Here is a 14005-nt window from a genome sequence, read left to right as displayed (position 1 = left end):
CGGTGGTCAGGCGATGACCCCGCGGCGGTTGCGCCACTCACTGGCTTTGGGAGTTCGGTTTGGTCTTGAGCTTGCCCAGCAGTTTGTCCAGGGACTTCTGGTTCAACGCCTTGGCGAGGGGGAAGTCCGAGGGCATCAGCGCGCCGGCCTGCGGATCGAGGCAGTGCTCGACCAGCGCTTGCAGGTGCTCCAACAGGCGAGCGGGCAATTGGCTGTCGGCCTCCGGCGTGACGCTGTGCCATTCGACACGCAACACGCCGTCCTCCAGCCACGCCACCACTTCGCGAGCGTGGGTCACCCGGTTTGCCGGCGACACGTCCGCCGGTGGGGTCAGGTTGCTGGCGCGCAACCAACCCTCGGGCGTCTGCTCATGTCCGAGGTAGTTGAACAGCACATCGCCATGGCTGGCCGGCAGTTCACCCCGTTGACGCAGCAAGCCGTAGCCGAGGCCCTGGCCCGGCACTGCACGCAAGGCCTCCTTGGCGTTGCGCACCTGGTCGCCACGGGCGCCGCTGGCGCTGACGCGCAGCGGGAACAGCGTGGTGAACCAGCCGACCGTGCGGCTGACGTCCAGACCATCGAAAGGTGCATCGCGGCCATGGCGTTCCAGGTCCACGACGATGTCGCTGCGACGTTCGGTCTCCGCCAGGGTCGCGGCGAGGGCGGCGATCAGCAGCTCTTCCGGTTGCGTGCGGTACGCCGCGTGGGACTCGGTCAGCCATTGGTGGGTGCGGGTGGCTTCCCAACGGGCCGACAGGGTCCGGCGCTCGGCCACCGTGGCCACTGGCGGCCGGTTCACGCTGATCTGAGTGCTCCAGTAGCGCTGTTCGCCCGCGACCTTGCTGGCATGAGCATGCAGGTGCTCGGCCCATTGCCGGTAGGAGGTGGTTTTCGCCGGCAAGGTCGGTTGTTCGCCGCGCTCCAGACCTGAATACAGCTGTTGGAAATCCTCCAGCAGCGGCGTCCAGGACACCGCGTCCACCACCAGGTGATGGGCTACCAGGTACAGGCGCTGGGGTTCACCTTCCAGCAGGGCCGCGGCAAACAGGGGACCGTGTTGCAGGTCCAGGCTTTGCGCGACCTGCAGCAGTTGGTCCGGGTGCTCGCAGCAAGTCAGTTGCGCCGGCGCTACGGGGGCGATCCGCGCCTGCCATTGCCCATCGACTTCGGTGAAGCGCAGGCGCAGGGCGTCGTGGTGCGCGACCAGGCGATCCAACACCGCCTGCACGATGGCCGGCTCAAGACGCCGGTCGCTGTCGGCCAGCACGGACTGGTTCCAGTGCACGGCCTGGGGTTGCTGTTGGTCGAAGAACCACTGATGCAACGGCATCAATGGCATCGCACCAGTCACTTCGCCCTGTTCGGCCTGGGTCAACAGGGCCGTGGTCACCTGGGCCAGCGCCGCCGGGGTGGGCGAGCGGAACAGGTCCCGTGGTGTCAACGAGTAGCCGTGTTCGCGCAGACGAGAGATCAGCTTCAGGCCGAGAATCGAGTCACCGCCCAAGGCGAAGAAGCTGTCGCTGGTGCCGACTTCGCGGCCGCCGGTCAGGCTTTCGCCGAGCAGTTCACCGAACAACTGGCACAACAGGCTTTCCAGCGCATTGCGCGGAGCAGCGTAGTCTTTCTGGGTTTGCGGCAACGGCAGGGCCGCCAGGGCCTTGCGGTCGATCTTGCCGTTGCTGTTGAGCGGCAGCGTCGGGACGTGGACCCACACCGCCGGCACCATGTACGCCGGCAGCTCGGCGGCGAGCAGGGTGTCGAGGCCCGATTGCGCGGCGTTGCTGCTGTAGAACGCCACCAGACGGTTATCGATGACCAGGGTGCAGGCCCCAGTGATGGCCGGCAGGTTCAGCACGGCGGCGTCGATCTCACCGAGTTCGATACGCTGGCCACGCAGCTTCACCTGGTGATCCAGGCGCCCGAGGTATTCGATGTTGCCATCGGCCAGGAAGCGGCAGCGGTCGCCGGTGCGGTACAGGCGATCACCGTCGATGAACGGGCTGGCGAGGAAACGTTCCTCGGTCAAATCCGGACGCTTGAGGTAACCGCGAGCGACGCCGACACCGCCGATGTACAGCTCGCCGATGCTGCCGATGGGCAACGGTTGCAGGCTTTCGTCGAGGATGTACAGGCGCAGGTTGGCGATGGGTTTGCCGATGGGCACGATCACGTCGTCTACCGAGCAGCGCCAGACCGACACGTCGATGGCCGCTTCGGTCGGGCCGTACAGGTTGACCAGTGCCGCCGGGTGTTGGCCCATGAAGCGCCGCACCAGATCCACCGGCAGCGCCTCGCCGCTGGCAAACACTTGACGCAGGCTGCGGCAGTCGACCAGGCTCGGCTCCTCGACAAAGGCGCGCAGCATCGACGGTACGAAGTGCAACGTCGTGACCTGTTCTTGCTGGATCAGCTGGCTGAGGTAGGCCGGATCGCGATGACCATCGGGACGCGCTACCACCAGGGTGGCGCCGGTGATCAGCGGCCAGAAGAACTCCCACACCGAGACGTCGAAGCTGTACGGGGTTTTCTGCAGTACGCGGTCGTTCGGACCGATCGGGAACGCGTCCTGCATCCAGTACAGGCGGTTCATCAAGGCGCCGTGTTCGTTCATCACGCCTTTCGGTTGGCCGGTGGAGCCGGAGGTGTAGAGCACGTAGGCCAGGTCATTGGCGGCGACGCTGATCGGGTCGAACGCCGGTGCCTGGGGCAGAGTGTCGAGAGTCCAGGCCTGATGCGCACTTGGCAGGCGCGACAGCCACTGGGCCTGGGTCAAGGTGACCTTGGCGTCGGCGTCTTCGATCAGGAAGGCCAGGCGCCCGGCGGGCAGTTCCGGATCCAGCGGCAGCCAGGCGGCGCCGGCATGGACGATGCCGAGCAGGGCGACGACCATGTCGACGGAGCGCAGCATGCACACCGGCACGATGTCATCAGCGCCGATGCCGGCCGCACGCAGCGCCCGGGCCACGGCTTGCGCCCGGTTATCCAGCTCGGCGTAGCTCAGGCGTTGGCCTTCGAACACCAATGCCGGGGCGTTGGGGCTGAGGGCGGCTTGCTGGCTAAGAGCGGTGTGCAGGTCGGTCGGGCCGCTGTAATGACGCTCGGTGGCGTTCCAACGGTCCAGTTGCTGCTGATCCTGCTGCTGCGGGAACAGCTCGATCAGCGTTCGCGCAGGCGCCGCCACCAAGGCATCTAGCAGCGCGCACCACTGCGCGCTCCAGCGTTGTATGGTCGACTCATCGAACAGCGCCGCCTGATATTCCAGCGCCAGGGTCATGTCGCTGCCGTCGTCCTGGACTTCCCAGCTCTGTTCGAACTTGGCGTCGATCACCGGCAGCGTCTGCTCTTCGACCTCCAGTCCCGGCCATTGGCTGCTGTCCACGCGGCCGTAGTTGAGAGAGAACAGCACCTGGAACAGTGGCGTGCGGTTCAGGTCGCGGTGTTGGGCGACAGCGCCGACCAGGGTGGCGAAGGGCAGGTCGGCGTGGGCCTGGGCCGCGCGCAGATCGGCTTCGAGGCTGGCGAGCAACTGCTCGGCCGGGGCTCGCTGGTCGACTTCGCTGCGGATCACCAGGGTGTTGACCAAACAGGCCAGCAGCGTCTGGGATTGCGGCTGATCGCGCTGGTCTGCCGGGGTGCCGAGACGAATCTCGCGCTGACCGCTATAACGCGCCAGCAGTGCGCTCAGGGCCGTGGCGAGTACCACGTAGGTGGTGGTGCCACGCTGACGGGCGAACTGGCGGATCGATTCGGCGCGCTGGGCGCCGAGGTTGACGATCAACTGCCGGGCCCGACGATCGGCTTCGGCGCCCCGTGGATGGTCGATGGGCAGGTCGAGCTGGTAGTCGTCCTGACCCAAGTGGTTTTTCCAGTAGTCCAGGCTGTCATTGCGTCGGGCCTGGGTGTCCGGATGCTGTTGCCACAGAGCGAAGTCGACATAGTCGATCGCCAGCGGCGCCCAGCTCGGCGACTGTCCATTCAGGCCGGCGGCGTAGGCCTGGGTCAGTTCATCGATGAGCAACTGCATGGCCCAGCCGTCGGTGGCGCTGTGATGCAGGCACACCAGCAACAGGTTTTCGTCGCTGTCCTGGCGTTGCAGCAGGTGCGCCCGCCAAGGCGCGGCGGCGGCCAGATCGAACGGCGCCATCAACTCGGCTTGGGCCGCGGCGCAGGTTGCGCGCCAATCCTGTGTGGCAACAGTCGTGACCGCGAGCGCTGGCCCATGGTCGTCGATCAGCAGTTGCGGCTCGCCTTGGACTTCGACAATCCGGCTGCGCAGCACCAAGTGGCGCTGGCTGACCTGTTCGAAGGCTTCGCGCAAGACGCGGACCTGCAATTCGCCGCGCAACGTCAGGGCGAACGGCATGTGGTACTCGCGAGAGTCCGGTACCAGGCGGCTGAGCATCCAGAAGCGTTTCTGCGCCAGCCCCAAGGGCAATGCCGCTGGACGCGGCTGCACGGTGATCGATTCGTCCGCTGTCGCCACGCCCAGGTAATCGGCCAGGGCCGCGACGGTCGGGCGTTCGAACACCACCGCCAACGGCAGGGAAACACCCAAGCGTTCACGGACCCGGCTGACCAGGCGGGTCGCCAACAGGGAATGACCGCCGAGCTGGAAGAAGTGCGCTTCGATGCCCACCGACGCGCATTCCAGCACTTCGCTGAACAACTCGCAGAGCGCGCTTTCTGTGGCGTTGCGCGGTGCGGTGTGCGGCCGATCGCTGTGGTGTTCCGGCAGCGGGGTGGCGGCCAGGGCCTTGCGGTCGAGTTTGCCGTTGCTGTTCAGAGGCAGGCTGTCGAGCTGGACGAAGAAGCTCGGCAGCATGTGCGAGGGCAGGTTGTCGCTCAATGCGCTACGAATGGCCGCCTCGTCGGCGTCGCCACACCAGAAGCTCACCAAGCGTTGCTCCAACAGCAGGGTCGCGGCGTCGCGAACGCCTTCCTGCGCCAGCAGCTCGGCGTCGATTTCGCCAAGCTCGATGCGCTGGCCGCGCAGCTTCACCTGATGATCCAGGCGCCCGAGGTATTCGATGTTGCCATCGGCCAGGAAGCGGCAGCGGTCGCCGGTGCGGTACAGGCGATCACCGTCGATGAACGGGCTGGCGAGGAAGCGTTCCTCGGTCAAATCCGGACGCTTGAGGTAACCGCGAGCGACGCCGACACCGCCGATGTACAGCTCACCGATGCTGCCGATGGGCAACGGTTGCAGGCTTTCGTCGAGGATGTACAGGCGCAGGTTGGCGATGGGTTTGCCGATGGGCACGATCACGTCGTCTACCGAGCAGCGCCATACCGACACGTCGATGGCCGCTTCGGTCGGGCCGTACAGGTTGACCAGTGCCGCCGGGTGTTGGCCCATGAAACGCCGCACCAGATCCACCGGCAGCGCTTCGCCGCTGGCAAACACCTGGCGCAGGCTGCGGCAGTCGACCAGGCTCGGCTCCTCGACAAAGGCGCGGAGCATCGACGGCACGAAGTGCAACGTCGTGACCTGTTCTTGCTGGATCAGCTGGCTGAGGTACGCCGGATCGCGATGACCATCGGGACGCGCTACCACCAGGGTGGCGCCGGTGATCAGCGGCCAGAAGAACTCCCACACCGAGACGTCGAAGCTGTACGGGGTTTTCTGCAGTACGCGGTCGTTCGGACCGATCGGGAACGCGTCCTGCATCCAGTACAGGCGGTTCATCAAGGCGCCGTGTTCGTTCATCACGCCTTTCGGTTGGCCGGTGGAGCCGGAGGTGTAGAGCACGTAGGCCAGGTCATTGGCGGCGACGCTGATCGGGTCGAACGCCGGTGCCTGGGGCAGAGTGTCGAGAGTCCAGGCCTGATGCGCACTTGGCAGGCGCGACAGCCACTGGGCCTGGGTCAAGGTGACCTTGGCGTCGGCGTCTTCGATCAGGAAGGCCAGGCGCCCGGCGGGCAGTTCCGGATCCAGCGGCAGCCACGCGGCGCCGGCATGGACGATGCCGAGCAGAGCGACGACCATGTCCACCGAGCGCTCCATGCACACCGGCACGATGTCATCGGTGCCGATGCCGGCCGCGCGCAGGGCTCGGGCAACGGCTTGCGCCCGGTTGTCCAGCTCGGCGTAGCTCAGGCGTTGGCCTTCGAACACCAGCGCCGGGGCGTTGGGGCTGAGGGCCGCTTGTTGACTGAGGGCGGTGTGCAGGTCGGTCGGGCCGCTGTAATGACGTTCGGTGGCGTTCCATTCCACCAGTTGGCGCTGGCGCTCGGTCGCGGCCAACGGCGACCAGTCCGCGAGGCGGGTCTGCGGTGCATCGAGCATGGCTTCCAGCAGTTGCTGCCATTGCTCCAGCCAACGCCGGGCGGTGGTTTCGCTGAACAGCGCGGCGCGGTATTCCAGCAGCACCGACAACACCTCGCCGTCATGCACTTCCCAGTTCAAGTCGTACTTGGTGGCCTGGGCGCTCACGGCGCGCTCGCTGACCTGCAACTGCGGCCAGTGCTGGCAGGCCGCATCGGCGTTCTGCATGGCGAACAACACCTGGAACAACGGCGTCTGGCCGAGGCTGCGGGCTGGCTTGAGGTGTTCGACAACCTGGTCGAACGGCACGTCCTGATGCTGCTGGGCGTCCAGTACGCGGTTGCGGACCTGCTCCAGCAAGCCTTCGAAGTCCAGGTCCGGATCGAGATCGGCACGCATCACCACGGTATTGACGAAGCAACCGATCAGCGGCTGCAGCTCGGCGAACGGCCGCTGGGCCACCGGGCTGCCGACCCGCACGTCGCGCTGGTTGGCGTAGCGACCCAGCAGCAATTGCGCGGCGCTGAGCATCAGCATGTACAGGGTGGCGCCGCGTTGCTGGGCGAACTGCCGCAGGCGTCCCGCCAGGGCCGGCGGCAGCTGCAATTGCACCGCACCGGCTGCCGGGGCGAGGTGGTTGGGGCGGCCCTGTTCGGTGGGCAGGTCCAACAGGTAGTCGCCGTCCTCCAGTTGCCCACGCCAGTATTCCAACTGGCTGCTGAATGCGGTCTGTTGACCGGGCTCGCGCTGCCAGAGGGCGTAGTCGGGGTACTGTAGGGCCAGCTCAGGTAGGCTGGCCGTCGTGCCCTGGCAATGGGCGCCGTAGCAACGGCCGAGTTCGTCCAACAGGTTCTGGCTGGACGCATCGTCGGTGGCGCAATGGTGCACGGTGAGCAACAGCAACGACTGGGCGCGGCCGTTGCGCTGTATCAGCGTGGCCCGCACAGGCACTTGGCTGGCGAGGTCGAAACGGCGTCCGGTTTCTGCGTGGATGGCCTCGTCGGTCAGTTGCTGCCAGTGTTCGTCGCTGGTGGTTTCCAGGGCAGTCAGTTGCAAGGTGATGTCGACGTGCGGCTCGATGACCAGCGCCAACTCGCCGTCGCTCTCGCGCACGATGCGGCTGCGCAGGATTTCGTGACGTTGCACCACACTGTTCAGGGCCGCTTGCAGGGCCCGGGTATCGAGCTCACCGTCCAGTTGCACGGCGCTGACCACGTTGTACTCGCCACCGCCGGCACTCAGTTGTTCGAGGAACCACAGGCGTTGTTGTTCGAACGACAACGGCAGGCGCGCCGGGCGTGGCGCCGGGACGAAGGTCGCGGCGGGGGCTTGCAGCGGATCGCCCAGCAGCGCGGCCAGGACCTCCAGAGTCGGGTGTTCGAACACGGACCGCAGCGGCGGCACTGTGGCGAACTGTTGGCGCAGGCGGGCGAACAGCGCCGCCGCCAGCAGCGAATGACCGCCGAGGTAGAAGAAATGGCTGTCGCGACCGATCTGCGTCGACGGCACCTTCAGCAACTCCGACCACAGCGCGGCGAGTTGTCGTTCGGCGCTGCTACGCGGCGGATCGAGGGCGTCCGGCGCGGCTTGGATGTCCGGGGCCGGCAGGGCCTTGCGATTGAGTTTGCCGTTGTCGGTCAGCGGCAGTTCATCCAGCAGCACGAAGGCCGAGGGCACCATGTAGTCGGGCAGGGCGGCGCCGATGGTCTTGCGCCAGGCGTTGATATCGGCCTGACCGTCGCAGGTCACGTAGGCCACCAGGCGCTTGTCGCCGGGCACGTCCTCCCGGGCCAGCACCACGGCCTGGCGTACGCCGGGCTGGGTACCGATCAGGCTTTCGATTTCTCCCAGTTCGACGCGGAAACCCCGGATCTTCACCTGATGGTCCATGCGCCCGAGGTATTCGAGCTGGCCGTCGGGCAGCCAACGCACGAGGTCGCCGGACTTGTACATCCGTGCGCCTTCCAGCGGCGAGAAGGGGTCCTCGATGAACACCTTGGCGGTCTGTTCGGCACGGTTGAGGTAGCCCAGGGTCACCCCGGCACCGCCGATGTGCAGTTCGCCCGGAACACCCACCGGCAGCGGGTTGAGGAAACCGTCAAGGACGTAGGTGCGCACGTTGGCAATCGGCCTTCCGATGATGGGACGGGCCGGGAAATCATCGACCGCGCAACCGGTGGCATCCACCGTGCACTCGGTCGGGCCGTAGGTGTTGAAGAAGCGGCTGCCGGCAATCGATGGCAGGCGCTGCCACAATTGCGCGTCCACGGCATCGCCACCGAACAGCACGAAACGTGGCAGGTACACCTCGCCACGGCGTACGCCGTCGCTTTCGAGCAGGGCCTTGAGTTGCGCCGGGGTGCATTCGAAGGCCTCCAGGCGGGTTTCCTCGAAGAACTGCGCCAGCGCTTGTGGGTCGTAGCGTACGTCTTCCGGGGTCAGGTACAGGCTGTGGCCGTCGAGCAGCAGGATGAGTTCGGCCACCGAGCTGTCGAAGGCGAACGAGTAGTTGAAGCTGGTGCGCATCGGCCGGTCGGTGTAGCGACGGTACAGGCCATGGATCCGCGCCCAGGCCAGGTTGACCACCGAACCGTTGGTGACCAGGGTGCCCTTGGGCTTACCGGTCGAGCCGGAGGTGTACATGATGTAAGCCAGGTCGTCCGGCCCGGCGAGCGGCGGCAGGTTGTCGCCCGGCTGGTCGGCGAACAGCGCCGCGTCGCTGTCCAGGCGCAGGCGTGGCAGGTCGGCGCCCAACTGTTCCAACAGGCCCTGTTGGCCGAGGAACAGCGCCGGTTGCGCGTCTTCGAGCATGTAGGCGAGGCGATCTACCGGGTAGGTCGGGTCCAGCGGCACATAGGCGCCACCGGCCTTGAGAATGCCCAGCAGGCCGACCAACAGCTCCAGCGAGCGCTCGACACACAGCGCCACCGGACGATTGGCGACCACGCCACGGCTGCGCAGGTAATGCGCCACCTGGTTGGCCCGCCGGTTCAACTCGCTGTAACTCAGGCGACGGCCCTCGAAGCACAACGCGTCACGCTCGGGGGTGCGCTCGGCCTGTTGTTCGAACAGTTGGGCGAAGGTCAGGTGCGCGGGCACCGCCATCTCGGTACGGTTCCATTCCACCACCGTGCGCTGCCATTCCGCGTCCATCAGCAGCGGCAGGGCCGCTACCGGGCGTTGCGGTTCGGTGAGCATCTGCTCGAGCAAGTGCTCCAGGCGGGCCAGGGTCTGGCGGGCGCTGTCGGCGACGAACAGGTCGAGGGCGAACATCAGCTCCAGCTGGATCGGGGCATTGGCCGGGCATAACACGTGCAGGTCGAGGTCGCATTCCGAATGTCGGAGCGGGGTGTCCAGGGCTTCGAATTCCAGCCCGGGGAAGCGCAAGCGCGATTCCATGGCCAATTGCTGGGCCACCATCACTTGGTACAGCGGCGCGTGGCTGAGGCTGCGGGGCAGTTGCAGGCTGTCCACCAGTTGCTCGAAAGGCAGGTCCTGATGCTGCAGGCCGCTGCGCAGGCGCTCGGCGACCTGTTGCACCAGGGCGGTGAAATCCGCTTGCGGCGCAAAGTCGGCGCGGATCGCCAGGTTGTTCAGCAGGATCCCGAGCAGGCCTTCGGTGCCCGGTTGTTCGCGGTGGGTCACCGGGGTGCCGACCAGCACGGTGGCATCGCCGCTCAAGCGGTGCATCAGCACGGCGAAGCCGGCGAACAGCACCGTGAACGGGGTGGTGCCGAGGCGGCTGGCGAAGGCTTGCACCCGGCCGCTGAGGTCGGCACTGAGTTCGCGCTGGACGATCCCGGCGCGGTAGCTCTGCATCGATGGCCGTGGATGGTCGGTGGGCAGCGCCAGCAACGGGCTGCCTTCGCTGTCGCGGCGGTCCAGCGTGGTGGTCCAGTAATCGAGCTGGCGCTTGAGTTCGGCGCCTTGCAGGTGTTCGCGCTGCCAGAGGGCGAAGTCGGCGTATTGCACCGGCAACGCCGGCAGTTCGGCGGCGGCGCCGTTGCAGCGGGCTTCATAGCCCAGGGCCAGTTCCCGCAGGGCGATGGTGGCTGACCAGGCATCCGACACCAGGTGATGCAGGGCGATGCCCAGCACGTGCTCTCCCGGCGCCAGGCGCAGCAGGCGGGCACGCAGCAACGGCGGGGAGGTCAGGTCGAACGGCTGCTCGAAGGTGTCTTGCAGAGCAGTGAATTGCGCGCCTTCGCGAGCGGTGGCGGTCAGGCCGGACAGGTCCTCGAAGGGCAGGGCGATGTCCAGTGACTCGCTGATGCGCTGGCAGGGCACGCCATCGGTGCTGTGGATGCCGGTGCGGAGGATTTCATGACGCGCCAGCAGGTCATTCAGGCTGGCATGCAGCGCCTCGACATTGAGTTCGCCCTTGAGGTGCAGGGCGAACGGGATGTTGAACAGCGTCGTGCCGGGGGTCAGTTGCTCGATGAACCACAGGCGTTGTTGCGAGAACGACAGCGGCAACAGGGCCGGGCGTGGCTGGGCTTTCGGCGCTTTGAGAGCAGCGGCTTGTGGCGCGGCGGCGTCGGCCTGGCGGGCGGCAATGTTCACCGCCAGCAAGGCCACGGTGGGCTGTTCGAACAGCGTGCGCAGCGGCAGGTCGAGTTTGAAATGGCTGCGCAGTCGCGCCACGATCTGGGTCGCCAGCAACGAGTGGCCGCCGAGGGTGAAGAAGTTGTCTTCCACGCCCACGGTGTCACGCCCCAGGACCTCGGCCCAGATCGACGCCACGGCGGTTTCCAGGGGGTTGCGCGGGGCGATGCTTTGCTGGGCGTCGGCCTGCCAGTCCAGTTCCCGGGCGGCCAGGGCCTTGCGGTCGACCTTGCCGTTGTTGTTCAGCGGCAGGCTGTCCAGGCAGACGAAGGCGGCCGGCACCATGTACGGCGGCAGTTGCGCCCGCAGGTGCTCGCCCAGGCCGTCGCTGCCCAGGGTGTCGTCATGGGCTGACCAATACGCCACCAGCCAGGCTTCGCCGACATTGTTTTCCCGCAGCAGGACGGCTGCTTCGCGCACGTTCGGGTGTTGCGAGAGACGGTGTTCGATTTCGGTCAGCTCGATCCGGTGCCCGCGTAGCTTGACCTGCTGGTCGCGGCGACCGAGGTATTCGATCACCCCGTCTGCGCGCCAGCGTCCCAGGTCACCGGTGCGATACACGCGGCCTTCGAGCTGCGGATGCTCGATGAACGCCTCGGCGGTGCGCTGCGGATCGTGCAGGTAGCCACGGCCGACACCGACGCCACCGACACAGATTTCCCCGGCCACACCTACGGGCAGCGGACGCAGGGCCTCGTCGAGCACATACAGGCAGTTGTTGGCGGTCGGCTGGCCGATGGGCATGTGGCTGATGTGCGCGGCCGGGGCTTCGAAGATCGGCTGGAACGCCACGTCGTCGGCGCATTCGGCCGGTCCGTAGGCATTCATCAAGGCGATGTCGGGGAAGCGCGCGAACCAGTCCCGGGCCACGGTCGGCGGCAGGGCTTCACCGGTGGGCAGCACCCAGCGCAGGTCCGGCAGTTGCAGGTCGCACGGGCACAGGGCGAGCAGGGTGCGCATCAGGCTCGGGACGATTTCCAGCACGCTCAGGCGTTCGCTGGCGAGCACCTCCAACAGGCGCTGCGGGTCGTGGGCGACTTCGTCCGGGAGGATGTGCACGGTGGCGCCGAGCACCGGCGCGGCGAGGAACTGCCACACGGAAATGTCGAACGCCACGGAGGCGGTCTGCGGGATCCGGTCCTCGGCGCCGAGCCCCAGGGCCGGGACCTTGCCGAAGATGTTGTTGAGCATGCCCCGCTGTTCGATCATCACGCCCTTCGGCGTACCGGTCGAACCCGAGGTGAAGAGCACGTAGGCGAGGCTGTCCGGGCGGCCGAGGGCGGGCAGCGGCGAGTCGTTGCCAGTCCTCCAGCAGGCTTCGGCGAACAGCGCCACCGGGGCCTGTTCCAGACCGCTGAGCAACGGATCGAGCAGGGCACTGCAACCTTCACTGGCGACCAGCAGCGGTGCGCGGGACAGGCTGAGGATCTCCCGCAGGCGCTCGGGCGGGTGATTGACTTCCAAGGGCAGCATCGCCGCGCCGGTCTTGAACACGGCGATCATCATGGTCAACAGCGCCAGGCCACGAGGGGCGGCCAGGGCGACCAGTTGATCCTCGCCGGCACCGGCCTCGCGCAACGCGTGGGCCAGGCGTGTGGAGCGCTGGTCCAGCTCGGCGTAGGTCAGGGACTCGCCGTCACAGAGGGCGGCGACTTGCCCGCCGCGCTGGGCGACCTGGCGGGCAAACAATTGCGCGTAGCTCTGATCCAGCGGGAAATCGTGAGGATTGACCGCCCAATCGCCCAGCAGTTGCTGGCGCTCCTCGACGGCCAGCAGCTCAAAGCTGCTCAACGGCGCATCCGGCGCCGCCAGCATGCCTTCCACGAGGCTGGCGATATGGCCCAGCAGGCGCTCGACGGTGGCGGCCTCGAAGCGTTCGCGGTCATAGGACACGCGGATGCCCAGCTGCTCGCCGGGCAGGATCACCACGGTCAAGCCGTAGTGGGTGTGCACGCTGTGGTCCATGCCTTCGAGGCTGAACTGGAAACCGCCTTCGAGGATTTGCTCATCGATAGGGGCATTCTCGAACACCAGGATGCTGTCGAACAGGGTTTCGCCCCGGGGGAAATCGCTCCAGCCCTGGATATCCGTCAAGGGCGTGTGCTCGAAGTCGCGCATGTCGACGTTGAGCCCTTGCAGGTCACCCAGCCAATTGCCGAGGGAGGCGTCTGGGTCCACCGACACCCGCAGCGGCAAGGTGTTGATGAACAACCCGATCATTTCCGCGACGCCGGTCAGGTCCGCTGGACGACCGGCCACGGTGACACCGAAGACTACGTCCCGTTGGCCGCTGTAGCGCGCCAGCAACAATGACCAGACGCCCTGGAAGAAGGTGTTCGGGGTGATCCGCCGGCTACGGCAGAACGCCGCCAGCGCCTGGGTTTGCTGTTCGCTCAGGTGAATCAGTTGATCGTCCACCAGCACCGCGTCGGTGTAGCGATCATGGGCCACGCCATTGTCCACGGTCAGTGGCGTCGGTGCATTGAGGCCTTGCAGTTGGCCGCGCCAGAACTGTTCGGCCTTGTCCGCATCCTGGCGTTGCAGCCACTGGATGTAGTCGCGGAACGGCCGAGGGCTTTTCAACTCCGGGGTGCGGTCGTTGCACAGTGCCTCGTAGACCTTGAGGAAGTCCACCGTCACCAAGGAAATGCACCAGGCGTCCATCAGGATGTGATGGAAGCTGCGAATGAATTCGTAGGACTCATCGGCCAGGCGCACCAGCCGGAAGCGGATCAGCGGCGGCTTCGACAGGTTGAAGCCGACTTTCTGTTCATCTTCCAGCAGGCTGCGGATGCGCGCCTCCTGCTCGTGGGCGGCAAGCCCGCGCAGGTCGAGGGTGTCCAGCGGGACCTTGACCTCGCGGTGGATTACCTGCACCGGTTGCTTCTGGCTTTTCCATTGGAAACTGGCGCGCAGGGACGGGTGCAGCGCCACCACCTGGCGCCATGATTCCAGGAAGGCCACTTCATCGATGGCGCCGCCGATGCGATAGCGGTCCTGCATCAGATAGACACCGGAGTCTTCGTGGAGCAGGGAGTGGAAGAGCATTCCTTGCTGCAACGGCGACAGCGGGTAAACGTCTTCGATTGGATTGCCGGTGGTTTTTTCGGTGGTCATTGAAAACGTCCTGCGTAA

1 protein-coding gene is annotated in these 14005 nt (G+C 66.4%); it reads right to left on the bottom strand.

Translation table 11 applies throughout. The features are described 5' to 3' along the window. Positions 1–37: 37 nt before the first annotated feature. Positions 38–13987 (bottom strand): non-ribosomal peptide synthase/polyketide synthase, encoded by a 13950-nt coding sequence (locus N005_RS23675; RefSeq protein ID WP_047703405.1) that lies wholly within the window; start codon positions 13985–13987, stop codon positions 38–40. Between the last annotated feature and the right edge of the window lie 18 nt (positions 13988–14005).

The sequence above is a fragment of the Pseudomonas mediterranea CFBP 5447 genome (assembly GCF_000774145.1).
In the GTDB taxonomy this organism is placed as follows: Bacteria; Pseudomonadota; Gammaproteobacteria; order Pseudomonadales; family Pseudomonadaceae; genus Aquipseudomonas; species Aquipseudomonas mediterranea.
The sequence above is the reverse complement of the archived record's forward strand: the minus strand, read 5'-3'. Positions and strand labels throughout refer to the sequence as shown.